The following is a 21,527-nucleotide window of genomic DNA, read 5'->3' as shown; positions in this document are numbered from 1 at the left end:
TCGGCCCGGGAACGATGATACAACCTGCCGTCGCGTACTCGCAGCCAGCATTTGCGTGAGTTGATCGGACCGCTTGCTGCACCAGACCATGACATCGCACGGTTTTGGGAGGATCAGCGATGCGGAAGCTCTTACAGACAAGCATCCTTTGCGGCGCCAGCTTCCTGCTGACGAGCTTCTCCGCTGAGGGATATTCTGCCGCGATGCTTGCCGCGCTCGATCCGGTCAGGTCGGCACAGTCGATCTGCGGCGGCGCGCGTGCCCGGGATGCGTTGAAAAGCCATCTGATAACGGCACGGCAGGCGGCTGTTCCGCCAAGCGGGCAGAACATGCCCGTCGCGCTTTTCGATGACCTGAGCGCCACACGCCTGCCGCTGACGACGAACAACGCCCTCGCCGCGCGCTATTTCAATCAGGGCCTGATGCTGAGCTACGGCTTCAATCATGCCGGCGCCGTTCGCTCGTTCCGCGAAGCGCAACGGCTCGATCCGGGGTGCGCGCTGTGCTGGTGGGGCGAAGCGATCGCGCTTGGCCCGAACATCAACGCGCCGATGGAGGATCGCGATCGCCCGGCCGCGCTTGCCGCGCTCGCCCGCGCCAAAGCGCTGCGCGCGACCGGCTCACCGCTGGAGCAGGCGCTGATCGAGGCCTCGGCGATGCGCTATTCGATCGATCCGGCCGCCGATCGATCGGCGCTCGATGCCGCTTATGCCGATGCGATGCTGGCGGTCGCGCGACGTTTTCCCGAGCTGGATGACGTGGCGGTGCTGGCGGCCGAAGCGGCGATGAACACCACGCCATGGAACTACTGGGAAGCCGACAAGCGCACCCCGGTGGGCCGCTCCGCGGAGGCGGTGCGCCTTACCGAAGCCGTGCTCGCCCGCAATCCGGTCCACCCGCAGGCGAACCATCTTTACATCCACCTGATGGAAAACAGCGCCGATCCGCGTCGCGCCGAAACGGCTGCGGACCGGCTGGCGACACCGCTCGCCCCTCATGCCGGTCACCTCGTCCATATGCCGGCGCATATCTATCAGCTGCTCGGTCGCCACGCCGATTCGATCCGGGTGAATGTCGATGCCGCGCGCGCGGACGAAGCCTATATCCGCGCCGCGAACGATCAGGGCCTCGTCCGTTACGGCTATTATCCGCACAATATCCATTTCATCGTCACTTCGGCACAGATGGTGGGCGACATGCGCACCGCCATCCGCGAAGCGCGGCGGCTGCGGGCCGTCCTCGATCCGGCGACCTCGGCACGGATCGGCTGGGTGCAGGCGATCGACGCGGCGCCATTTCTCGCCATGGCGCAATTCGCCGCGCCCGAGGCGATACTGGCGATGCCGGCGCCTGATCCACGGCTGGGTTATGCGGCCGCGATGCGCCATTATGCACGGGCGGTGGCCCATGCCGCGCGCCGCGACCGTGCGGGGTTCGATCGCGAGATCGCCGCGCTCGAGGCGCTGCGCAATGCGCCGGCGATCGCCGACCTCGTGGCGCAAGGGGTTCCCGCTCCGGACCTCATCGCGCTCGCTGAAAAGGTCGCGCGCGGGCGCTTGGCCTTCGCCGAGGGCCGCTTCGACGCGGCGGCCGGCCATTATCGCGCGGCCATCGCGATCGAGCGGACGATCGCCTATCAGGAACCGCCGTTCTGGTATTATCCGGTCAGCCAGTCGCTGGGCGCGGCGCTGTTGCGCGCGGGCAAGGCCGAGGAAGCAAGCCACGCGTTTCGCGCCGCGCTTGTTCAGACGCCGTCCAACGGCTGGGCGCTTTACGGCCTGGCACAGAGCGAGGAGGCGCGAGGCGCGCGCCCCGAAGCCGCCGCCGCGCGCAAGGCGCTGGACCGCGTGTGGCTTGGCGACCGGCGCTGGCTCAACCTGTCCCGGCTTTGAAAGGATATGGCGGCGATCCATCGGATCGGGCGATCGTCCTGCCGGTCGGTTGGCAGAAATTGACCGGTTCTTGTCATATCAGATGACGAATCCGCGAGCTATTGTCCGCACGATCGCTGCTTAAAGCGATCGGACGCATGAATTCAGCGCTGTCTTGAACAGGGTCGTGACCGAAAATCGCGGCGCTTGGTCTTGGCTGTTGGGGGATTGATGCATGTCGTTAAACACGATTTGCTTCTGTCTATTCCATAGATAACGCGTCGCGCGCTGCGTGTTCTTGTGCGTTTTTCGACGGCCGATCTTCGGCTTCGTATCCACCGTTCGAATTGGAAGGGTGACGACATGAACATGACTATCAAAATCATTGTTGCGGCTGGCCTATCCTTTGTCGCGATGCCTGGAAGCGCCGAACGAGTCACCGTAAAGGCGCCGCCTGAACAGTTCCGCACGATGCGGGTAAGTTACGCTGATCTCAATATGTCGAGCGACGAGGGTGTCAGGCGACTGACGATGCGGGCGAAAGGGGCAGCAAAATGGGTTTGCGATTTTTCGGACGCACGGTTGCCGCTCGCCATGGAAGCAGCGCAACGGCAATGCTTTAACACGTCGTTCGCGCATGCACAGTATGACATCAGCATGGTCCAACAACAGATCCGGACCAATATCGCCAGCAATCCGGGCGCGATCGAAGTCGCGCAACGTTGAACCGGCTGGGTCGCGGGGTGGCGACGCGTAACGCGCGTCGCCACGTCTTGTCGTAATTGCGCATACGACAGAAGCACACGTCATTGCGACCAAATTCCGGCGGATTTTGCCCATCCGCAATTGCGCGACCCACCCGGCACATATCGAGGGCAGTTTGTCATTTGCGCCAGAATGCGTGATGGTTAACTGCCACCGATGGCGCTTGCTATGTGCCATCTCACGATTGGAGGGCACATCATGGACGCCATCGTGAAGCGGATCGCCATGATCGCGTTCGATGACGCGGATCTGCTTGATATCGCTGGCCCGGATAAGGTTTTTCACAGCGCGGCGCGCTTTCTTGTGCACCTGGGAGCGGCCGACAGACACCTCTATCGCGTCGATCTGTTCTCACCCGATGGCGGCCTCACGCGCACGCTGCAGGAAATTCGAGTCGAGACGCTGGCGATGCGGGAGCTGGCGACCGATGAATATGACACGATCATCGTTGTCGGCGGCCTCGATCCCGCGTGCCGCGATCCGCGCGTCATCGGCTGGCTGCAACGAAATCATCGCAGAGCCCGGCGGGTCTCATCGGTGTGCATGGGCGCCTTCGCCTTGGCCGAAGCCGGCCTTCTCGACGGGCGCAGGGCGGCGACCCACTGGATGAATTGCGATGCGCTTCAGGCCGGATACCCCGCGGTCGACGTCGACCGCGATTCGATCTTCGTCGAGGATCGCGGCGTATGGACATCGGCCGGGATGACCGCCGGGATCGATATGGCGCTGGCGATGGTGGAGGAAGACCACGGCCGCGAGCTCGCCCTGATCGTCGCGCGCAACCTCGTCGTTTTTCTGCAGCGTTCGGGCGGCCAGTCGCAATTCAGCAAGGAACTGGTGAGCCAGACGGTGGAAGGGCCGATCGCGCCGCTGCTGCGCTGGATCATCGAGCATCCCGGCGATGACCTGCGGGCGGAAGCCTTGGCCGATCGCGCGCACATGAGCCTGCGCAGCTTCTATCGCGCCTTCGAAAGCGCGACGGGCAAATCGCCCGCCGAATGGGTGGAGACGATCAGGCTGGAAATCGCCAAGCGCCTGCTCGAGCGGACGGCGCAACGCGTCGATCAAATCGCGTGGAAAGCCGGTTTCGCCAATTATGAGCGCATGCGCCGGACGTTTGTGCGTCGCATGGGCGTGGCCCCGGCGGATTATCGCGCGCGCTTCTCGCGGCCGCCGCTGCACCGGGCGGAGATCGACCCCACCCTGCTCGTCGATGCGCTCGACAGCGAAGGGATTTATCGGGGGCCGCTGCAATAGCCTCGGCATCGCCCGGCGCGCCGCCCCCGCCCCAGACGCGCCATTTTCGTCATTCGCTCGCGTGGATCGAGTATCCCGAAACGGTCGTTTGGTTTCCGCCGGGGCCGATTGCTGACCGGAGACGCGGCGCGCCGAAACAGAATGTCGCGGATCTTCCCGCTGCGACGCTGGCCGATGCCGGAAGCGCCGCGACCATTACCGGCCGATGCCGATCTCGATCGGCTCGCCGGGCTGCTCCGGAGCGATCCCGCCGTCACGGTGCTGTGCGGCAGCGGCCGTGCCGGCGCGCATGACGCGGTGGTGCAACTCGCCGATGCCCCCGCCGCGCCGGTCGTGCACGCGCTGCGTGGCAAGGAACATGTCGAGTAGGGCAATCCCTGTGACATTGGCGTGACACGAAAAGGGCTATTTCCCGGCCACTTCCACCCTCGACACCTCATGCTTCATCTCACCGCGGCGGCGGACTGTCCCGAAAAGGAGCGCATGCGCCGCGTTCGACGAATGCGCGGAATTGACGGGTGCCGGCGCGTGTGAATACCCTTTCAACCGATCTCACCGCGGCGATTGGGAGCGCCGTCATCGATCGACACATGCGGAGGTTCTTATGAAACTCAAGGCACTGGCTATAGCAGCGGCGGGCACGATAAGCCTGGCGGGAGCTGCGAACGCGGCGACTTATGTCGTTCCCGGCACGTCCAACCCGTTCCTCGCCGGCGCGTCGGGCGGCAATAGCGTCGATATGAACGGCTTTACGGATACAGCCGCCGCCAATTCGCCGATCGGCGTGGCGGTCACCGGTGGCCAGACGCTGTCGATCAGCGCGACGGGTCAGGTAAGCAATTGCCCCGGCTGCACGCTGTCCGGCCCGGACGGCGCGGGCGGCATCGCATCGTCTGGCGTCACCGCCAACGGCTTCACGGAAATCGTCAACGGCTATTCCAATCTGCCGCTCAACGGGCTGATCGGGGTGTTCAACAATCTCGGCATGAATGACGCGTTCCTGATCGGCACGGGTGGCAGCTTCCTCGTGCCGACCGGGGCGACGACGCTCTATCTGGCGACGGTTGACGGCTATCAATGGTCGAACAACATCGGATCCTTCTCGGTGAATGTCGCGGCGGTTCCCGAACCGGCGACCTGGGCGCTGATGATCCTTGGCTTCGGCGCTGTGGCCATGGGGATGCGACGCAAGGCCACGCGTCAGACGGTGCGCTACACCACCGCCTGATCGCTGGCGCGCATTAGGCCTCGCGCGGGGGTTAAGGAAGCGCGCGAGGTGGCTGCGCGCGTGGCGAGCGATCGCCACGCGCGCCTGCCGGCATCACGACATCGCTCAGGAAAAATGCCGCGCCGACGCGCGCGGCGACGATGGCTGGCGCCGCGTCGCGGCCGAGCGGTTCCCCGCTCGCGGCTGCGAGGAAATGCGGTCGACCGGCGCGCCCCTTTGCTGGTCATGCCGTCGCCTCATGTCTTCACCAGGATCGTTTCATTTCATGCCGCGATCTCCGCGGATGGCGACACATATCGCAACGACACGCCATTGTTCTTATGAATGAATATGCTATATATCGTTCATAGGAGCGAAACATGGCCGCCGTCACAAACGCCGCGCACATCCCCGACGCACCACGCGTGCTGAGCGAGGCAATCACGCGGATCGCGGAATTCTGGCAATTGTCGAACGCACGACTCGGCGCGGTGCTCGGGCTTTCCGGGCCAACCGTTTCGCGCTTGCGCAGCGGCAGTTACCGGCTCGAACCCGGCAGCAAGCCGTTCGAGCTTGCGCAGCATCTGCTCCGGCTGTTTCGCTCGCTCGATAGCTGGCTCGGGCAGGACGATATCGCGGTGCGTTCGTGGCTGGCCACGCCCAATGTCGATCTCGGCGCGGCGCCGCTCGAATTGATCGCGACCGTGCGCGGGCTGTTGCGCACCGGGGATTATGTCGACGCCCTGCGCGCGCGGGTGTGAGGTGAGCGTGCGAATGCGGTGCGAGCCGGCGAAGATGGTGGGTTTCCGCGCACCGGAACGCGGCCCGCTTGTGTCAGGCGCGCGCCGAAAGCACGTAAAGGCGCCGTTTCCGCGTCGCCGGCATTGCCTGTCGCGCGGTCCACACGCCCCCTGCCCGGCATGACGCTTGCGCCACCCGATGCCGCGATGCTCGCGGCCGAAGCACATCCGTATCGCAACCGTGTGATCCGTATCGTCGAGGCGCAGCACCGCATTTCGACCAACCGCCTCGCCGCCAATGCGGCCGATCAGCATCTGTTGGAGGCGCTTGCCGATGAGGTGAAGCCCCCCCTTCCAGAAGCGGCGCGAGGGCTCCCATGGCTGCTCGCCTCGCCGTTCCGTTACGGGCTGGGGCGCCCATCGCGGTTCCGCGCGGCGGATGTTCTACCGGGGATTTTCTACGCGGCGGAGGATATCGCGACGGCGGTCGCCGAGACGGCCTATTGGCGGCTGATCGGTTTCTCACGTTCGCCGGGCTTCGTGCGACCGCGCACGCCGACGCCGATGTCGGCCTTCACGGTGTTGGCGAGGGCGGAGCGCGCGATCGACCTCACCGCTTCGCCCTTCGCCGATCCACCCGGCCGCTGGACCCATCCAAGCGATTATGCGCCGACACAGGCGTTGGCGGCCGTGGCACGGCTTGCCGGCGTCGCCGCGATCCGCACGCCCTCAGCGCGGCGCGCGGGCGGCGTCAATGTGGCGGTGCTCGACCCGGCCGCCCTTATCCCGCCGCCCCGCCCGCATTCGAGCTGGGCCTTCCTCGCGACGAGTGACGGCCTGCTGGCGACGCGCGAGATGAGCGACGAGGCATGGCGCTTCACCCCGGCGGAATTCGGCATCGCGTGACAATGGCCGCGCGGCGCATCTTTTCCGAGCGGCTAACCCTTTAGCGAGCCAGCCTGCGCTCGATCGCGTCCCAGATCATCGCGCTCACATCCGTCCCGTCGAACCGCTCGATCGCGACGATCCCGGTCGGTGAGGTGACGTTGATCTCGGTCAGCCATTCGCCGCCGATCACATCGATGCCGACGAAGATCAGCCCGCGCCGCTTCAGCTCCGGCGCCAGCGCGGCGCAGATCTCGCGCTCGCGCTCGGTCAGTTGGGTCTTTTCGGCCGAGCCGCCCACCGCGAGGTTGCTGCGGAACTCGCCTTCGCTGGGCAGGCGGTTGATGGCGCCGGCGATCTCGCCATCGACCAGCACGATGCGCTTATCGCCCTTCGCCACGTCGGGCAGGAACGCCTGAATCATATGCGGTTCGCGATAGGCGGTGTTGAACACCTCGATCAGCGCGGAGAGATTCTCTCCCTCCGGCCCGACGCGGAAGATCGCCTTGCCGCCATTGCCGTGGAGCGGCTTCACCACGATCGCGCCATGCTGCTTCAGGAACGCCCGCGCCTCATCAAGGCTGCGCGTCACCAGCGTCGGCGGCATGAACCGCGCATAATCGAGCACGAACACCTTTTCCGGCGCGTTGCGCACGCTGGCCGGATCGTTGACGACCAACGTGCGGTCGGCGATTCGCTCAAGCAGATGCGTCGCGGTGATATAGCCGAGGTCGAACGGCGGATCCTGCCGCATCAGCACCACGTCCGCCTCGTCGCCGAGATCGAGCCGCACCGGATCACCGAAGCGGAAATGATCGCCCACGACGCGCTGCACCGTCACCGGGCGCGCCTGTGTCCACAAATGCCCGTCGGACCAGTTGAGATCGCTCGCCGCATAATGGAACACGCGATGTCCGCGCGCCTGCGCGGTGAGCATCAGCGCGAAACTCGAATCGCCCGCGATGTTGATCGTTTCGATGGGGTCCATCTGGACGGCGACGGTGAGGGTCATGCGATGTTTTCCATCATGGTTCGCGGCGACATGCGCTGTAGGTGCGAGAACCCGGAGAGTCACGGGCCGGCGCGGATCGATAACCCAATATCAACGCCGCCCCTCCCATAAACGACGCGCACCACTTGCCGCGCAGGGAATGGAAGGATGATCGCACGAACGCCCGCCGCACAGCATGCCCTGGCGGTCGGCATCATGGGGCTGGGGCTGATCGTCGCGCTGATAAGGGGGTGCAGCTCGCGCAACCTGCTGCTCGACACCGGCGACCTTGTGACGACGATTTCTTTTCTGGCCTTTGTCGCGGCGGCGGCCTGGTGCCTGTTCAAACGCGGCTATGCGAGGCTGGCGAGCGCTATCCTGGCGATGACCGCGCTGTTCACGATCATCCTGCTGATCCTGCTGGAGATCGCGCTGCTCGCGACGCACGGGCAGCCTTTCGTCGATGCGCTTCTTGCGCGGGCCGATGCGGTCATCGCGCCGTGGCTGGATTGGCCCGCGCTGGCGCTATGGTTCTCGCGGCATCCGATCACGGCGCGACTGTGCGAATGGGTCTATCACAGCCTCGCGTGGCAGCCCTTCTTGCTTATCGCCGTTTTCTGCGGGTCGCGACGCCCGCAGGAAAGCTGGCGGTTTATCGGCATGTGGGCCTTGTCGCTGATGATTTGCGCGATGGTGTTCGCGCTATATCCCGGCGTCGGCGCCTATGCCTTTCATCACGTCAATGCCTCGCTCGTATCGGCGACGAGCGCGACGGTATCGTCGGACCAGCTTCGGCTGCTGGCGAAATTGCGCGCGCCATCGCTGACGATGATCGGCAACGATTGTCTTGGCGGCATGATCACCTTCCCGAGCTTTCACGCGGCGGCATCGGTGCTGCTCGCGCGCGGATATTGGCGGATTCGCGGATTACGCTGGCCGTTCGCGGCGCTTAACCTGACGATGCTGGCGGCGGCGATACCGATGGGCGGCCATTATGTCGCCGATCTCCTCGCCGGCGTGGCGGTTGCGGCTTTCGCGATCGCCGTGTTCGATTCGCCGCCACTGCGGCTGGACGCTTTGGCTCGCCGCGCGGCTCAATACGGTAAATTGCGGGCAGGCGATCTCCTGTCCGCGCGCTGACGCCGCCTCACCCGATCCACGCATTCTCGATATGCCGCGGCCGTTCTCCGGGTGCGAGCAGGATCACGTCGACGCGGATATCCTCGCCCTCGGTGGCATAGACCGGCATCAGCAGCTCCGCCGCCGCCGCGACCCGCGCCAGCCGCCGCGCGTCGATCGCGAAGTCGAGATCGGCGGCGCGCGCGCGCGTCTTCACCTCGACGAAGGCGACGAGGCCCGCGCGTTTCGCCACCAGATCGACCTCTCCCGCCGGGGTGCGCACCCGCTGCGCCACCACCTTCCAGCCCTTCAGCCTGAGCCACCACGCCGCCAGCCGCTCGCCACGCCGGCCCGCCGCTTCGGCGGCGCGCCTGTCGCTCACCCCTTGATCTCCATCGCCCGCGCATAGAGCGCACGGCGATCGAGCCCGAGCCGCTTCGCCACCTCCCCCGCCGCCTTGGACACCGGCAGGCGCGTCAGCGCCTCCGCCAATGCGGCGTCGGCATCCTCGGCGCTGGCCGGGGGCGCCTCGCCCGGCGGCCCGACGACGATGACGATCTCGCCCTTGGGTGGCGCATCGGCGTAACGCGCCGCGAGCGTGGAGAGCGTGCCGGTCACCGCTTCCTCGAACTTCTTGGTAATCTCGCGCGTCACCGCCGCCTCGCGATCGCCCAGCCCTTCCGCCAGCGCGGCCAGCGCCGCCCCGAGTCGCGGGCCGCTTTCGTAGAACACCAATGTCGCGCGGATCGCCGCCACCTCCGCGATCGTGGTGGCGCGCGCACCGGCCTTGGCGGGCAGGAAGCCCATGAACAGGAAACGATCGGTCGGCAGCCCGGCCAGCGTCAACGCGGCGATCGCGGCGCACGGGCCGGGAATCGTCACCACCTGATGCCCGGCCGCGCGCGCATCGCGGACCAGTTTGTATCCCGGATCGGAGATCAGCGGCGTCCCCGCGTCGGAGACCAGCGCGATCACCTCGCTCCCCATCCGCGCGATCAGGCCGGGGCGCACCGCATCGGCATTGTGATCGTGATAGGCCTGCATCGGCCGCTTCGCCGCGATGTGGCGCAGCAGCGTCGCGGTGACCCGTGTATCCTCCACCGCGATCAGGTCGGCGTGCGCCAGCACCTCCGCGGCGCGCGGAGATAGGTCAGCAAGATTGCCGATCGGGGTCGCGACGATGTAGAGGCCGGGGGATAATGAATTCACGAGGGGTTTCATGGCAGAAGCGATGACCATGCCGCAACGGGCACGCGGCATATTCCGCGTGGCGGCGATTGCCGGCGCGCTGCTGCTCGGCGCGTGTCAAACGGTGGTGCCGCGCGGCCCCGCCCCGGTGCCGGTGCAAAAGGCACCCCCGCCGGTGTCGGAGACGGAGGTGCAGGCCGGGCTGCCGCACGATACCGCGCGCAACCGTGTCGCCCTGCTCGTGCCGCTCACCGGCACCAATGCGGGCGTGGGCAAGAGCCTCGCCAACGCCACCCAGCTCGCGCTGCTCGATTCGCGCAACGATAAGGTGCGAATCACCAGTTACGATACCGCGACCGGCGCCGCCGGCGCAGCGCGGCGCGCGATCGCCGATGGCGCGCAACTCATCCTCGGCCCGCTGCTCGCGGAAGACGTGCGGGCGATCGCGCCGATCGCGCGCGCGGCGAAAGTGCCGGTGCTATCCTATTCCAACGATGTCTCGGTGGCGGGCGAGGGCGTGTATCTGATGGGATATACGCCGGGCGCATCGATCGATCGCGTCGTCTCCTATGCGCGCAGCCGGGGCGTCACCAATTTCGGCGGCCTGATCCCCAATTCGCTTTATGGCACGCGCGCCTCCACCTCCTTCCTGCGCGCGGTGGAGAGCGGCGGCGGCAAGGTGGTTTCGCTGCAAACCTATGATCGTTCGGGGACGGCGATGGCCGCGGCGATCGGGCGGATGGCGAAGGATGCGCCGTTCGATGCGGTGCTGATCGCGGATAGCGGCGGTGCGGCGACCGCCGGCGCGCCGCTGGTGCGCAAGCAGAGCCCGTCGGTGCGCATCCTCGGCACCGAATTGTGGAACTCGGACACCGGCGTCGCCGGGCGCGGCGGGCTGGACGGCGCGTGGTTCGCCAGCGTGTCGAACGGCCTCTATCGCCAATATGCCACCAAATATCGCGCGCGTTTCGGCACTGCGCCCTATCGCCTGTCGAGTCTGGGCTATGATTCGGTGCTGCTGACGGTGCGGATCTCGCGCGACTGGCGGATCGGCGCCCCCTTCCCGGAGGCGCGGTTGCGCTCGGGTGAGGGGTTTGCCGGGATCGACGGCGCGTTCCGCTTCGGCCGCGACGGCGTGGCCGATCGCGCGCTGGAGGTGCAGGAGATCAAGGATGGCGGCACCACTGTCGTCTCGCCCGCGCCGTCCGGTTTCGACAAATAGGCCGCTACCTCCCCCATTCGTCCTCGGCCATACGCCGGGCGAATGGGGGAGAAGATGGCCGCCGGGCGGCCCGACGGTCAGAAATTGCCGGTATTTCGTGACCCGGATCGCGGCGGCCTGAAAGCCGCCATTTGCGGCACGACGGCGCGGCCTGTCGATCCGCTTTAGCCCTCTCCCGCGCGCACGATCGCCGGCAGGATCGCATCGAGCAGCAGCATCCCGGCGGGAAGCACGGCCAGCCGGTCGCCATCACGTTCCACCATCCCCGCCAGCCGCGTGACCGCCGCGAGATCGACCAGTTCCGCGATCGGCCGATCCCCCAGCCGCGCGATGCGCGCAAGGTCCACCCCCTCCGCCAGCCGCAGCCCCATCAGCAGCGCCTCCTGCGCCTGAATCGCGGGGGGCAGCGCCTCTTCCTGCTCGATGCCATGGCCGTTGCGCGCGATCGCGGTGAGCCAGTTCTCGGGCTTGCGCCGCCGCTGGGTCGCCGCGCCGAGCCGTCGCCCGTGCGCGCCCGGCCCGATCCCGGCGTAATCGCGATAGCGCCAGTAAGCGAGATTGTGGCGGCTCTCCGCCCCGGCGCGTGCGTGATTCGATATCTCATACGGGGGCAGGCCCGCCGCAGAGGTCAGCGCGCGGGTCAGTTCATACAGGTCCGCCGCCGCATCGCCATCGGGGATCGCCAGCCGCCCCGCCGCCGCCTCGGTGGCGAAGCGCGTCCCCGGCTCGATCGTGAGCTGATAGAGCGACAGATGCTCGGTGCCGAACGCCAGCGCGCGCGCCAGTTCGCGCTCCCATTCCTCCGGCGCCTGCCCCGGCCGCGCATAGATCAGATCGAAGCTCACCCGCGCGAAGGCGCGCTGCGCGGTATCGAGCGCGCGCAGCCCCTCGTCCACGTCATGCGCCCGGCCGAGAAAGCGGAGCGCCGCATCGTCCAGCGCCTGCAACCCGAGCGAGACGCGATTCACCCCGGCGCCCGCGATATCGCCGAACCGCGCCGCCTCCACCGATGATGGATTCGCCTCCAGCGTGATCTCCGCATCCGCGTCGATCCCCCATGCCGCGTCCGCCGCGGCGATCACCGCCGCCACCGTTTCGGGCGGCATCAGCGAGGGCGTGCCCCCGCCGAAGAAGATCGAGGTAACGCGCCGCCCGGGCAATGCCGCCGCCTCATGCGCGAGGTCCGCCAGCAGCGCCGCGCGCCACGCCGCCTGATCCACCTCGGCGCGGACGTGGCTGTTGAAATCGCAATAGGGGCATTTGGAGACGCAGAACGGCCAGTGGACGTAAAGCGCGAGGGAGTTGTCGTCGGCCATGTGTTCGCCGATATGGCGATGATGCCAGCCAAAGGCCACCGCTTCACGCTCCCGCTGTTGTTCACCCTCGCGCTCATCGCCTGCGATCACAGCCCGCCACGTATCGTAGAGCCGCGCATTTCCGACGTTCCGGCCCCGCGCGGGCAGGCGTTGCTCAAATCGGTGATGCTGCGCGGTCATAACGAGGAACGCGCCACGCTCGGCCTGCCCCCGCTGATATGGGACGAGAATCTCGTCACCGCGGCGCGCGTCTATGCCACCGAAATGGCGCAGACCGGGCGCTTCGCCCATGCCGAGCAGCCGCAGGGGCCCGGCCGGCAGGGCGAAAATCTGTGGACCGGCACCCGCGAGGCCTATCGCTTCGACGAGATGCTCGGCCATTGGCTCAGCGAGCGCCGTTTCTACGTCAACACCACCACGCCGGGTTTCAGCAACACCGGGCGCTGGCAGGATGCCTCGCATTACAGCCAGATCGTCTGGCGCGGAACGCAGCGCATCGGCTGCGCCATGGCGTCAAACCACGCCAATGACTTCCTCGCCTGTCGCTATTCCCCGCCGGGCAATGTGGTGGGGCAGACGGCCTATTGAGTGCGTGCAACGGCACGATTGCGGCGGCCGGAAAAACCACATAGAAATAGCGCCATGGGCCTGAACCCGCGCACCGGCACCTCGCATGACGGGCATCCGCTGTCGCTCAGCCGGACCCCGCCGCCCGATCTCGCCCCTTTCGTCGCCCGGTTTTTCCTGCTGATCATCGAACGGCCCGACGATTCGATACTCGAAAGCTTCCTGCTTCACGAAACCGCTTATATCCGCGTGCCGGTCATCGGGCAGTGGGAAACCCAGGTCGGCGGCCGCTGGGTCGCATATGAAGGCCCGATGATCTTCGGGGCGCAGCGCAAGCGCTTTCCGGTGCGCTGCGCCGGGCCGATCATCGCGGCCGGCTTTGCCCTGCGGCCGGCGGCGTGGTTCGCCTTTTCCGATCTGCCGGCGCACCGCATCGCGGATCGGCTCGATCCGATCGACGGCGCATGGGGCGAAGCGCTGCGCTGGGCGTGCGAGGACATTTATCAGACCGATCGGACGTTCGACCGGCTCGAACAGGTGGTGCGCGATCGCGTCAACGAGCGCGCGGTGAAGATCGACCCCGCGCTTGAACGGTTCGAGGCGATCAGCCGGCTCGATCCCTCCCGCCCGGTTGCCGATATCGCGCGCGAGCTGGGGATGATCCCGCGCCGGCTGGATCGCCACGTCCGCGCCCATTTCGGCCACCCGCCCAAGACGGTCCTGCGGCGCGGCCGCTTCCTCGACATGGCGGCGATGCTGCGTGGCTTTTCCCCCACGGAGGATGGCGAACAGGCGTTGCTGCGCTTCTACGACGCTTCGCATCTCAACCGCGAGTTCCGCCTGTTCCTCGATATGCCGCCCAAGCGCTTTCGGGATACGCCCACGTTGCTGTTCACGCCGGGACTGGAGGTGCGCGAACAACGCAAGATCGCGGAGCAGGCCGCCGGCCACGCGCTGCCATGGATAGCACCGGCGGCATCGCGCGCGGCCGAATAGCGAAGCGCGCTCGTCCGCAACGGGCGCGTTGCCCCCCCGATCGGATGGCATTGCGCGCGGACCTCACTATACGCTGCCCGCAAAGCATGGAGATCACACGTGGCGAACCCGCAGGAAAAAGCATGGAGTGACGGTTTTGCCGCCGGCAAGCGCGGCAGGCCTGAATCCGTATGCCCCTATAAAAAGGGCGGCTTCATGGTCGCCTGGCAGGAAGGCTGGCGCAACGGGGTGAAATCGCGGAACAGCGACAGCTGAAGGGCGCGGCGGTGCGGTAGCGCCGGCAATAAGACTGATCGCCTTCTGTTGCCCGTGCCGAAGATGTCGGCGATTTCACCCGCATCCCGCGCATTCGTCACCGGGCGACCGGAGGGGCGGCATAGGGTCGCGATCGCGAAGGCTCGCATTCCGGCGTCTCCCCCGCCCCTCGCGCTGGGGTGGCGGCGGCCCGATCCCCTCCTCCACCGCATGTCTCCTCTGGCGTAACCCGCCGCACCGGCCCCATATTGCGCCTTCGTGGTCGCTTCCCCCGCCCTCCCCGCCCCGCTCGCCGCATGGTTCGCCAGCCGTGGCTGGCAGCCGCGTCGTCATCAGCGCGCGATGCTGGCGGAGGCGCGTGCGGGGCGCCATGCGCTGCTCGTCGCGGCGACCGGCGCGGGGAAGACGCTCGCGGGATTCCTGCCGACGCTGGCCGAACTGATCGAGCAGCCGGCGGAGGGGCTGCACACCCTTTACGTCTCCCCGCTGAAGGCGCTGGCGGTCGATATCCAGCGCAACCTCATGACGCCAATCGAGGACATGGGGCTGGATATCCGCGTCGAGACGCGCACCGGGGATACGTCGTCGGAGCGCAAGGCGCGGCAGCGCGTGAACCCGCCGCAGATTCTGCTGACCACGCCCGAATCGCTCTCGCTGCTGCTCTCCTATCCCGACAGCTTCCTGATGTTCGCGGATCTGAAGACGATCGTGATCGACGAGGTGCACGCCTTCGCCAGCGGCAAGCGCGGCGATCTGCTCGCGCTGTCGATGGCGCGGTTGCAGCGCATCGCGCCGGGCTGCCGCCGTGTCGCGCTGTCCGCCACGGTGGCCGATCCCGACGATTATCGCGCGTGGCTCGCCCCCGATGGCGATATCGACGCGGTGGCATTGGTGAAGGGCGATCCCGGCGTCGATCCCGATATCGCGATCCTGCTGCCGGAGGATAAGGTGCCCTGGGCGGGGCATTCCGGTCGCTATGCCGCGCGGCAGGTGATGGCCGAGATCGAGACGCACAAGACGACGATCGTCTTCTGCAACACGCGCAGCCTCGCCGAGCTGATCTTTCAGGATCTGTGGAAGGAAAATGCGCTCCAGCTGCCGATCGGCATCCACCACGGCAGCCTGGAGAAAGAGGCGCGCGCCAAGGTGGAGGGCGCTATGGCCGCGGGGCGGCTGCGCGCGCTCGTCGCCACCGCCAGCCTCGATCTCGGGGTCGATTGGGGCGATGTCGATTGCGTGATCCAGATGGGCGCGCCCAAGGGCTCGTCGCGGCTCCTCCAGCGGATCGGGCGCAGCAACCACCGGCTCGACGAGCCATCGGAGGCGATCATCGTCCCGGGCAATCGCTTCGAATATCTCGAGGCGCGCGCGGCGATCGACGCGGTGGAGGCGGGCGAACTGGATGGCGAGCCGTTCCGCCCCGGCGGGCTCGACGTGCTGGCGCAGCATATCATGGCCTGCGCCTGCGCGGCGTCGTTCGACGAGGCGGGTTTACTCGACGAGGTGCGCTCGGCGCTGCCCTATTCGGCGCTCGACGCGGAAACGTTCGCGCGGGTGATCGCGTTCATCAGCGACGGCGGCTATGCGCTGCGCGCCTATGATCGTTTCCGCCGGCTGGTGAAGGACACGGACGGCCGCTGGCGGGTGAGCCATCCGAAGTTCGTCGCGCAGCATCGCCTCAACGCCGGGATCATCGTCGAGGCGACGATGCTGCGCGTGCGGTTCAGGAACGGCCGCGCGCTCGGGCGGGTGGAGGAAGGCTTCGCCGCGACGCTCTCGCCGGGGGATACCTTCTTCTTCGCGGGCATGAGCCTTGAGGTCGAAAAGATCGAGGCGGAGGATCTCGTCGTGCGCGCCACCGCGCGGCCGGCGCGCATCCCGACGTACGGCGGCAGTCGTATGCCATTGTCCACACATCTCGCTGAAAGGGTCCGTGGCTTCCTCGCGACGCGCGATGAGTGGCACCGTTTCCCTGATGATGTTCGCGCGTGGTTGGAAATTCAGGATCGCCGCTCGGCGCTCCCCCGCCCCGACCAGCTCCTCGTCGAAACCTTCCCGCATGAGGGGCGGCATTACATGGTCGCCTATAGTTTCGAGGGGTGGAACGCGCATCAGTCGCTCGGCATGCTGGTGACGCGGCGGATGGAGAGCGCGGGGCTCAAGCCATTGGGATTCGTGGCTTCCGACTATGCGCTCGCCTGCTATTCGCTCGATCCGGTCACCGATCCGGCGGCGCTGTTCTCACCCGATATCCTCGAAACCGAATTTGTCGAATGGGTGCAGCAATCGCACCTGCTGAAACGCGCCTTTCGGGAGGTCGCGGTGATCGGCGGCCTGGTCGAGCGCCAGCATCCCGGCAAGCGAAAGACCGGGAAACAGGTCACTTTTTCCACCGATCTGATCTACGATGTGCTCCGCCGCTACGAGCCGGGGCACGTGTTGCTGGAGGCCGCCTGGGCCGACGCGCGCGCGCGGATGACCGATGTGGGGCGGCTTGGCGCGCTGCTCGATCGCGCGGCGGATACGATGCTCCACGTCGATCTGCCCCACGTTTCCCCGCTCGCGGTCCCGGTATTGGTGCTGATTGGGCGCGAACGGGTGACGACCGGGCACGCCGACGACGCGCTGTTGCTGGAGGCGGAATCGCTCGCGCGGGATGCGATGCGGATGGATTGATTTCGCTTGCGAAAGGCCCGAATCGGGCGCACCCTTCGCTTCATGAAACGCATGTTCGCCATGCCGCTCTTGCTGCTCCTCGCGGCGCAATCGCCGGTGCAGCAACCGGCGCCCGCCACGCCCCCGACGGATGCGATTCCGCCGCTGGGCGATCTGCTCAGCTTCGGCGCGAACGGGGAACGCATGACCGTTCCCGTCCATATCGCCGGCGCCGGCCCGTATCGCTTCATCATTGATACCGGCGCGCAGCGCACCGTGGTCAGTCGCGAACTGGCGGGTGTCTTGCGGCTGACGGCCGGGCCTAGCGTGCGCGTCACCGCGATGACCGGGGTGAGCGAGGTTTCCACGGTCGTCATCCCTTCGATCACCGTCGGCGCGCTGGGCGGTGAACGGATCGAGGCCCCCGCGCTGGAAGGGCGCTTCCTTGGCGCCCCCGGCATGCTTGGAATCGATTCGCTGCAAGGTCACACGCTCGCGATCGATTTCGACAAACAATCCATGATCGTCTCGCCCACGCGGCGACGCTCCTCTTTCGAATCGCACGATCCCAATGAGATCGTCGTCAGGGCACGTAATCTGCTCGGGCAACTCGTCGTGACGGAGGCTTATGTCGGCCGCGAGCGGGTGCGCGTGATCATCGATACCGGATCGGCGGTGACGATGGGTAACCGGGCTCTGCAACGCGCCGTCATGCGCCATGGGAAGCAGGGGGTTCCGATTACGCTGACCGGGGTGACGGGTGAGACGGTGACGGTGAACTATACCGCGCTCAACACGATCAAGCTCGGCTCCATGACGATCAACGACATGCCGATCGCTTATGCCGAGAATGACGCGCCGCCGTTCAAGGCGTTCGGGCTGGATAGGCGCCCGGCGCTGATGCTGGGAATGGACGCACTCAAGCTGTTCCGGCGGATTGATATCGATTTCGCAAACCGCGAAGTTCGTTTCATCATGCCGCGCAACGCGCAGCCGACCTGAAACAGTTGCGCGACGCAACTTTCGCTGCAACGATCGGTACTTGATCATTGTGGAGAGAGTGGATGCGGGCTGTGCTGTTGGCTGGAATCGCGGCGCTGGGTTTTGCCCCAGCTATAGCTGAAGCGCAGGATCGCCCCGACCAGAAGGCATTCTTCTCGCTCTACAAAGAACTGGTCGAAACCAACACGGTCGTGGGCGTCGGAAGCTGCACCAAGGCGGCGAGCCAGATCGCGACGCGCTTGAAGGCCGCCGGTTACAGCGATTCCGATATCACCTTGTTCTCGGTTCCCGAACATCCCGAAGATGGCGGCGTGGTCGCGATCCTCAAGGGATCAGATGCGAAGGCCAAGCCGATGTTGCTGCTCGGCCATATCGACGTCGTTGCCGCCAAGCGCGAGGACTGGAAGCGCGATCCGTTCAAGCTCGTCGAAGAAAACGGCTTTTACTACGCGCGCGGCACGGTCGACGACAAAGCGATGTCATCCGTGTGGGCGGACTCGATGATCCGCTTCAAGGAACAGGGTTTTCGCCCGAAGCGCACGATCAAGATGGCGCTGACCTGCGGCGAGGAAACCACTTATGCCTTTAACGGCGCGCAATGGCTGGCGGACAATCGCCCCGATCTGGTGAGCGGCGAATTCGGGCTGAACGAGGGCGGCGGCGGCCGCTTCGACGCCAATGGCAAGCCCGAGCTACTCGCGGTGCAGGTCGGCGAGAAAGCGGCGCAGAACTTTACCTTCGCGGCCACCAACCCCGGCGGCCACAGCTCCGCGCCGACGCCAGATAACGCGATCTACGAACTCGATGATGCGCTGCGAGCGGTGCAAGGCTATGAATTTCCGGTGAGGTTCACCGATACGACCCGCGCCTTCTTCGCCGCTACAAAACAAGCGGTGCCCGCGCCGGTGGCGGACGCGATCTCCCGCCTGCTCGCCAATCCGCAGGACAAGCAGGCCGATGCAATCGTCAGCCGGGACAAGGTGCTGCATTCCACCTTGCGCACCACCTGCGTCGCGACGCTGGTCAACGCCGGGCACGCCGAGAATGCGCTGCCGCAGCGTGCCACCGCCAACGTCAATTGCCGCATTTTTCCGGGCGAAACGGTCGACGCCACGCTCGCCAAGCTGAAGGAACTGGCCGGGCCCAAGGTGACCGTCACCGCCAACCAGCCGGTCCGCCCGGTCGCTGTGCCCCCGGCGCTCGATCCGAAAATCGTCGGCCCCATGAAGACGATCGCAGCGAAATATTTCCCCGGCACGCCGATGTTGCCGATGATGTCCACCGGCGCGACCGACGCGGTGTTCTTCGGCAAGATCGGCATGCCAATCTATGGCGCACCGGGTATTGTCCTCGAGCCCGATCTGAACGGCATCCACGGGCTGGACGAACGGATTCGCGCCTCGGCGCTCTATCAGGGTCGCGATTATCTGTTCGATCTGGTCAAGGCTTACGCGGGGTAGGGCGTAAGGTCAGGGCGAAGCGAAAAGGTGGAGCGCGAGAACCGACAGCGCAGAGAGCCGCCTTTGGCGGAATCGCTATACGCCCAGGTTGATCGCGCCGCCCGCATGCGGCATTGCGGCGCGATGGTTCCCTTTTCGTTCGCTGGCCATGAACTGATTGCGCTCCCCACCGGCGCGCTGTTCTGGCCGGCGCGGCAAGCATTGCTCGTCGCCGATCTTCATCTGGAGAAGGCAAGCTTTTTCGCTGGCACCGGCCAGATGCTTCCGCCTTATGATTCGATGGCGACGCTCACCGATCTCGCCACACTGGCCCGCGCGATCGACGCACGGGAGATTTGGTGTCTCGGCGACAGCTTTCATGACGTCACAGGCAGCGAGCGCCTTTCCACGCCTGCGCGGGAGATGCTGGCTGCGCTGATGACGCGAGTGCGCTGGACGTGGATCACCGGCAATCACGATCGCATCTATGACGATCGCTGCGGCGGCCAGGTGGTGGACGAGGCATTGGTCGATGGACTGATCCTGCGCCACGAAGCCGATCCAGTTGATCCACGCCCGGAGCTTTCCGGCCATTTCCATCCGCGTTTGCGTGTCCGGGTGCGTGGCCGGCTGGTATCGCGGCGCTGCTTCGTCGCAAGCGATCGTAAACTGATACTCCCCGCGTTCGGTGCGCTGACCGGCGGGCTGGATGCGACGCACCACGAAATCGCGCGCGCCATCGGCGATGCGGCGGAGGCGCTGGTGCCGGTCGACAACCGCCTGCTGCGCTTTCCGCTAGCGGCGTAACGCGCGCTCCTAGACGGTAAGCCCTTGTAGCAGCTTTGGCATCGCCCCGCTCTCACCGCGCGCTTCGGCCATGAAGCGCGCCTTCAGCGGAGAGATGCGATCGACAGCGGAGATGCCAAAGCGCCGGATCGCGCTCGCCGCGCGGCCCGGCACGCCAAACAGCCGAGTCAGCGTGTCCGTCGCGCCCGCCACCATCAACGTGTCGAGGCTGCGCCAGCGCTGGTAACGATCGAGCAATTGCGCATCCCCCGCCTCCAGCCCGAGGCGTCGGCCCTCGACCAGCACTTCGACCAGCGCGGCGACGTCGCGGAAGCCGAGATTGAGCCCCTGCCCTGCGATCGGGTGAATGCCATGCGCCGCATCGCCGACCAGCGCGAGCCGCTCGGCGGTGATCCTCGCCGCGTGATGAAAGCCCAATGGATAGCTGGATCGCGCGCTGGCGTACGATAGCGGCCCCAAAAAGCCGCCCATCTGCTTTTCAGCTTCCGCGAGGAACGCCCGGTCGCCAAGCTTGAGCATCGCGGGCGCATCCGCCCCCTTCACCGTCCAAACGATCGCTGAACGATGCCCGATCTCGTCATCGACCAGCGGCAGCAGCGCGAAGGGGCCGGCAGGATAGAAGATTTCGTAAGCGGTCGCTTCATGAGATCGCTCATGATGGAAAGCGGAGATGATCGCGCTATGATCATAACGCCATTGCGCGACATCGATCCCCGCCGCCGCCCGGGTCGGCGAGTTACGCCCTTCTGCCGCGACCAGTAGGGATGCGGTCACCGTCTCGCCCGACGAAAGCGTCGCGGTGACGCCGCGCGGGCCTCGCTCAACCACGGTCGCGCGTGTCTTCATCCGCAGATCGACGGTCGATTTGCTCAGTGCGTCGCCCAGCGCGAGCCGCAACCGGCGATTCTCATACATCGTGCCCAGCGGGCCATCATCGGGATCGGGGATGAAATCGAGCTTCCCCGGCGCGAGCCCGTCGCTCACCCGGATATGCCGTATCTCGCAACCATGACCTGCCAACCCCTCAGCCACGCCGATCGCCTCTAGCATTCGGTGGCTGGCGCTGGCGATTGCCGAGGCGCGGCCATCGAAACCGGCAGAAAGGGTGATTGTGGGATCGGCGGGATCGACAACGATCGTGCGCAGGCCGTGGCGATCCAGCGCCAGCGCCAGCGTCGCCCCGACCAGCCCGCCGCCAAGGATTAGTACGTCAGCGTGATCCATCCGCCACGCTCTATCCGCGTT

General features: G+C 66.4%; 21 protein-coding genes. 16 read left to right on the top strand and 5 right to left on the bottom strand.

The window, feature by feature from the left end:
• Nucleotides 1-119: 119 nt before the first annotated feature.
• The 7 genes from P0Y64_07095 (at nt 120) to P0Y64_07065 (ending at nt 6,746) form a co-directional block, all read left to right on the top strand.
• A complete protein-coding gene (locus tag P0Y64_07095) occupies nt 120-1,892 on the top strand; it encodes a hypothetical protein (protein WEK44546.1) in 1,773 nt (590 codons plus the stop codon).
• Between the two features lie 342 nt (nt 1,893-2,234).
• A complete protein-coding gene (locus P0Y64_07090; protein ID WEK44545.1) occupies nt 2,235-2,597 on the top strand; it encodes a UrcA family protein in 363 nt (120 codons plus the stop codon).
• A 237-nt stretch (nt 2,598-2,834) separates the two neighbouring features.
• Nucleotides 2,835-3,893 (top strand): helix-turn-helix domain-containing protein, encoded by a 1,059-nt coding sequence (locus P0Y64_07085; protein ID WEK44544.1) that lies wholly within the window; start codon nt 2,835-2,837, stop codon nt 3,891-3,893.
• A 141-nt stretch (nt 3,894-4,034) separates the two neighbouring features.
• Nucleotides 4,035-4,262 carry a hypothetical protein gene (locus P0Y64_07080; protein WEK44543.1) on the top strand — a complete coding sequence of 76 codons (228 nt, stop codon included), beginning with the start codon at nt 4,035-4,037 and terminating at the stop codon, nt 4,260-4,262.
• Nucleotides 4,263-4,497: 235 nt separating this feature from the next.
• Complete coding sequence (locus tag P0Y64_07075) at nt 4,498-5,121, top strand: PEPxxWA-CTERM sorting domain-containing protein (GenBank protein WEK44542.1); 624 nt, start codon at nt 4,498-4,500, stop codon at nt 5,119-5,121.
• A gap of 359 nt (nt 5,122-5,480) precedes the next feature.
• Nucleotides 5,481-5,861, top strand: a complete 381-nt coding sequence (locus P0Y64_07070) for an MbcA/ParS/Xre antitoxin family protein (protein ID WEK44541.1) — start codon at nt 5,481-5,483, stop codon at nt 5,859-5,861.
• A gap of 159 nt (nt 5,862-6,020) precedes the next feature.
• Nucleotides 6,021-6,746 carry an RES family NAD+ phosphorylase gene (locus tag P0Y64_07065; protein ID WEK44540.1) on the top strand — a complete coding sequence of 242 codons (726 nt, stop codon included), beginning with the start codon at nt 6,021-6,023 and terminating at the stop codon, nt 6,744-6,746.
• 40 nt (nt 6,747-6,786) lie between these two features.
• Here the strand turns inward: P0Y64_07065 and gshB are convergent, their stop codons facing one another.
• Nucleotides 6,787-7,737, bottom strand: a complete 951-nt coding sequence (gene gshB, locus P0Y64_07060) for a glutathione synthase (GenBank protein ID WEK44539.1) — start codon at nt 7,735-7,737, stop codon at nt 6,787-6,789.
• A 147-nt stretch (nt 7,738-7,884) separates the two neighbouring features.
• Between gshB and P0Y64_07055 the strand changes: the two genes are divergently transcribed.
• Nucleotides 7,885-8,856 (top strand): phosphatase PAP2 family protein, encoded by a 972-nt coding sequence (locus P0Y64_07055; protein WEK44538.1) that lies wholly within the window; start codon nt 7,885-7,887, stop codon nt 8,854-8,856.
• Between the two features lie 7 nt (nt 8,857-8,863).
• Here P0Y64_07055 and P0Y64_07050 read toward each other — a convergent pair whose 3' ends face one another.
• Together P0Y64_07050 and rsmI are read right to left on the bottom strand one after the other, a co-directional pair.
• Nucleotides 8,864-9,217, bottom strand: a complete 354-nt coding sequence (locus tag P0Y64_07050; protein ID WEK44537.1) for a YraN family protein — start codon at nt 9,215-9,217, stop codon at nt 8,864-8,866.
• Nucleotides 9,214-10,056, bottom strand: a complete 843-nt coding sequence (gene rsmI / locus P0Y64_07045; GenBank protein ID WEK44536.1) for a 16S rRNA (cytidine(1402)-2'-O)-methyltransferase — start codon at nt 10,054-10,056, stop codon at nt 9,214-9,216. The genes P0Y64_07050 and rsmI overlap by 4 nt, the downstream gene beginning before the upstream one ends.
• On the opposite strand from rsmI, the gene P0Y64_07040 reads away from it, so the two are divergent.
• Nucleotides 10,055-11,245 carry a penicillin-binding protein activator gene (locus P0Y64_07040; GenBank protein WEK44535.1) on the top strand — a complete coding sequence of 397 codons (1,191 nt, stop codon included), beginning with the start codon at nt 10,055-10,057 and terminating at the stop codon, nt 11,243-11,245. The genes rsmI and P0Y64_07040 overlap by 2 nt on opposite strands.
• Nucleotides 11,246-11,409: 164 nt before the next feature.
• Here the strand turns inward: P0Y64_07040 and hemW are convergent, their stop codons facing one another.
• Nucleotides 11,410-12,561, bottom strand: coding sequence for a radical SAM family heme chaperone HemW (gene hemW / locus P0Y64_07035; protein ID WEK44534.1), 1,152 nt, complete (start codon nt 12,559-12,561; stop codon nt 11,410-11,412).
• On the opposite strand from hemW, the gene P0Y64_07030 reads away from it, so the two are divergent.
• The 7 genes from P0Y64_07030 (at nt 12,526) to pdeM (ending at nt 20,282) form a co-directional block, all read left to right on the top strand.
• Nucleotides 12,526-13,149: a CAP domain-containing protein gene (locus P0Y64_07030; protein ID WEK44533.1), complete on the top strand. Its 624-nt coding sequence runs from the start codon at nt 12,526-12,528 to the stop codon at nt 13,147-13,149. The two genes, hemW and P0Y64_07030, sit on opposite strands and share 36 nt — an antisense overlap.
• A gap of 54 nt (nt 13,150-13,203) precedes the next feature.
• A complete protein-coding gene (locus tag P0Y64_07025; protein WEK44532.1) occupies nt 13,204-14,124 on the top strand; it encodes an AraC family transcriptional regulator in 921 nt (306 codons plus the stop codon).
• A gap of 99 nt (nt 14,125-14,223) precedes the next feature.
• Nucleotides 14,224-14,379 carry a ribosome modulation factor gene (locus tag P0Y64_07020; protein ID WEK44531.1) on the top strand — a complete coding sequence of 52 codons (156 nt, stop codon included), beginning with the start codon at nt 14,224-14,226 and terminating at the stop codon, nt 14,377-14,379.
• Nucleotides 14,380-14,721: 342 nt separating this feature from the next.
• The gene (locus P0Y64_07015) at nt 14,722-17,055 is read left to right on the top strand and encodes a ligase-associated DNA damage response DEXH box helicase (GenBank protein ID WEK45000.1); all 2,334 of its coding nucleotides are present in this window, start codon (nt 14,722-14,724) and stop codon (nt 17,053-17,055) included.
• Between the two features lie 42 nt (nt 17,056-17,097).
• Nucleotides 17,098-18,036: an aspartyl protease family protein gene (locus tag P0Y64_07010; protein ID WEK44530.1), complete on the top strand. Its 939-nt coding sequence runs from the start codon at nt 17,098-17,100 to the stop codon at nt 18,034-18,036.
• A 62-nt stretch (nt 18,037-18,098) separates the two neighbouring features.
• Nucleotides 18,099-19,496: a M20/M25/M40 family metallo-hydrolase gene (locus tag P0Y64_07005; protein ID WEK44529.1), complete on the top strand. Its 1,398-nt coding sequence runs from the start codon at nt 18,099-18,101 to the stop codon at nt 19,494-19,496.
• Nucleotides 19,497-19,619: 123 nt separating this feature from the next.
• Complete coding sequence (gene pdeM / locus P0Y64_07000) at nt 19,620-20,282, top strand: ligase-associated DNA damage response endonuclease PdeM (GenBank protein ID WEK44999.1); 663 nt, start codon at nt 19,620-19,622, stop codon at nt 20,280-20,282.
• Between the two features lie 9 nt (nt 20,283-20,291).
• Here the strand turns inward: pdeM and P0Y64_06995 are convergent, their stop codons facing one another.
• The gene (locus P0Y64_06995) at nt 20,292-21,506 is read right to left on the bottom strand and encodes a UbiH/UbiF/VisC/COQ6 family ubiquinone biosynthesis hydroxylase (protein ID WEK44528.1); all 1,215 of its coding nucleotides are present in this window, start codon (nt 21,504-21,506) and stop codon (nt 20,292-20,294) included.
• Nucleotides 21,507-21,527: the final 21 nt, after the last annotated feature.

The sequence above is a fragment of the Candidatus Sphingomonas colombiensis genome (assembly GCA_029202845.1).
Taxonomy (GTDB): domain Bacteria; phylum Pseudomonadota; class Alphaproteobacteria; order Sphingomonadales; family Sphingomonadaceae; genus Sphingomonas; species Sphingomonas colombiensis.
The sequence above is the reverse complement of the archived record's forward strand: the minus strand, read 5'-3'. Positions and strand labels throughout refer to the sequence as shown.

Bases quoted from the DNA above. Each gene is read 5' to 3' on its own strand.
- P0Y64_07070 (WEK44541.1), top strand. From the start codon at position 5,481: ATGGCCGCCGTCACAAACGCCGCGCACATCCCCGACGCACCACGCGTG.
- P0Y64_07080 (WEK44543.1), top strand. From the start codon at position 4,035: ATGTCGCGGATCTTCCCGCTGCGACGCTGGCCGATGCCGGAAGCGCCG.
- P0Y64_07085 (WEK44544.1), top strand. From the start codon at position 2,835: ATGGACGCCATCGTGAAGCGGATCGCCATGATCGCGTTCGATGACGCG.
- rsmI (WEK44536.1), bottom strand. From the start codon at position 10,056: ATGAAACCCCTCGTGAATTCATTATCCCCCGGCCTCTACATCGTCGCG.
- hemW (WEK44534.1), bottom strand. From the start codon at position 12,561: ATGGCCGACGACAACTCCCTCGCGCTTTACGTCCACTGGCCGTTCTGC.
- P0Y64_07005 (WEK44529.1), top strand. From the start codon at position 18,099: ATGCGGGCTGTGCTGTTGGCTGGAATCGCGGCGCTGGGTTTTGCCCCA.
- pdeM (WEK44999.1), top strand. From the start codon at position 19,620: ATGGTTCCCTTTTCGTTCGCTGGCCATGAACTGATTGCGCTCCCCACC.
- P0Y64_07015 (WEK45000.1), top strand. From the start codon at position 14,722: ATGCTGGCGGAGGCGCGTGCGGGGCGCCATGCGCTGCTCGTCGCGGCG.
- P0Y64_07040 (WEK44535.1), top strand. From the start codon at position 10,055: ATGGCAGAAGCGATGACCATGCCGCAACGGGCACGCGGCATATTCCGC.
- P0Y64_07025 (WEK44532.1), top strand. From the start codon at position 13,204: ATGGGCCTGAACCCGCGCACCGGCACCTCGCATGACGGGCATCCGCTG.
- P0Y64_06995 (WEK44528.1), bottom strand. From the start codon at position 21,506: ATGGATCACGCTGACGTACTAATCCTTGGCGGCGGGCTGGTCGGGGCG.
- P0Y64_07065 (WEK44540.1), top strand. From the start codon at position 6,021: ATGACGCTTGCGCCACCCGATGCCGCGATGCTCGCGGCCGAAGCACAT.
- P0Y64_07010 (WEK44530.1), top strand. From the start codon at position 17,098: ATGAAACGCATGTTCGCCATGCCGCTCTTGCTGCTCCTCGCGGCGCAA.
- P0Y64_07055 (WEK44538.1), top strand. From the start codon at position 7,885: ATGATCGCACGAACGCCCGCCGCACAGCATGCCCTGGCGGTCGGCATC.
- gshB (WEK44539.1), bottom strand. From the start codon at position 7,737: ATGACCCTCACCGTCGCCGTCCAGATGGACCCCATCGAAACGATCAAC.
- P0Y64_07090 (WEK44545.1), top strand. From the start codon at position 2,235: ATGAACATGACTATCAAAATCATTGTTGCGGCTGGCCTATCCTTTGTC.
- P0Y64_07095 (WEK44546.1), top strand. From the start codon at position 120: ATGCGGAAGCTCTTACAGACAAGCATCCTTTGCGGCGCCAGCTTCCTG.
- P0Y64_07075 (WEK44542.1), top strand. From the start codon at position 4,498: ATGAAACTCAAGGCACTGGCTATAGCAGCGGCGGGCACGATAAGCCTG.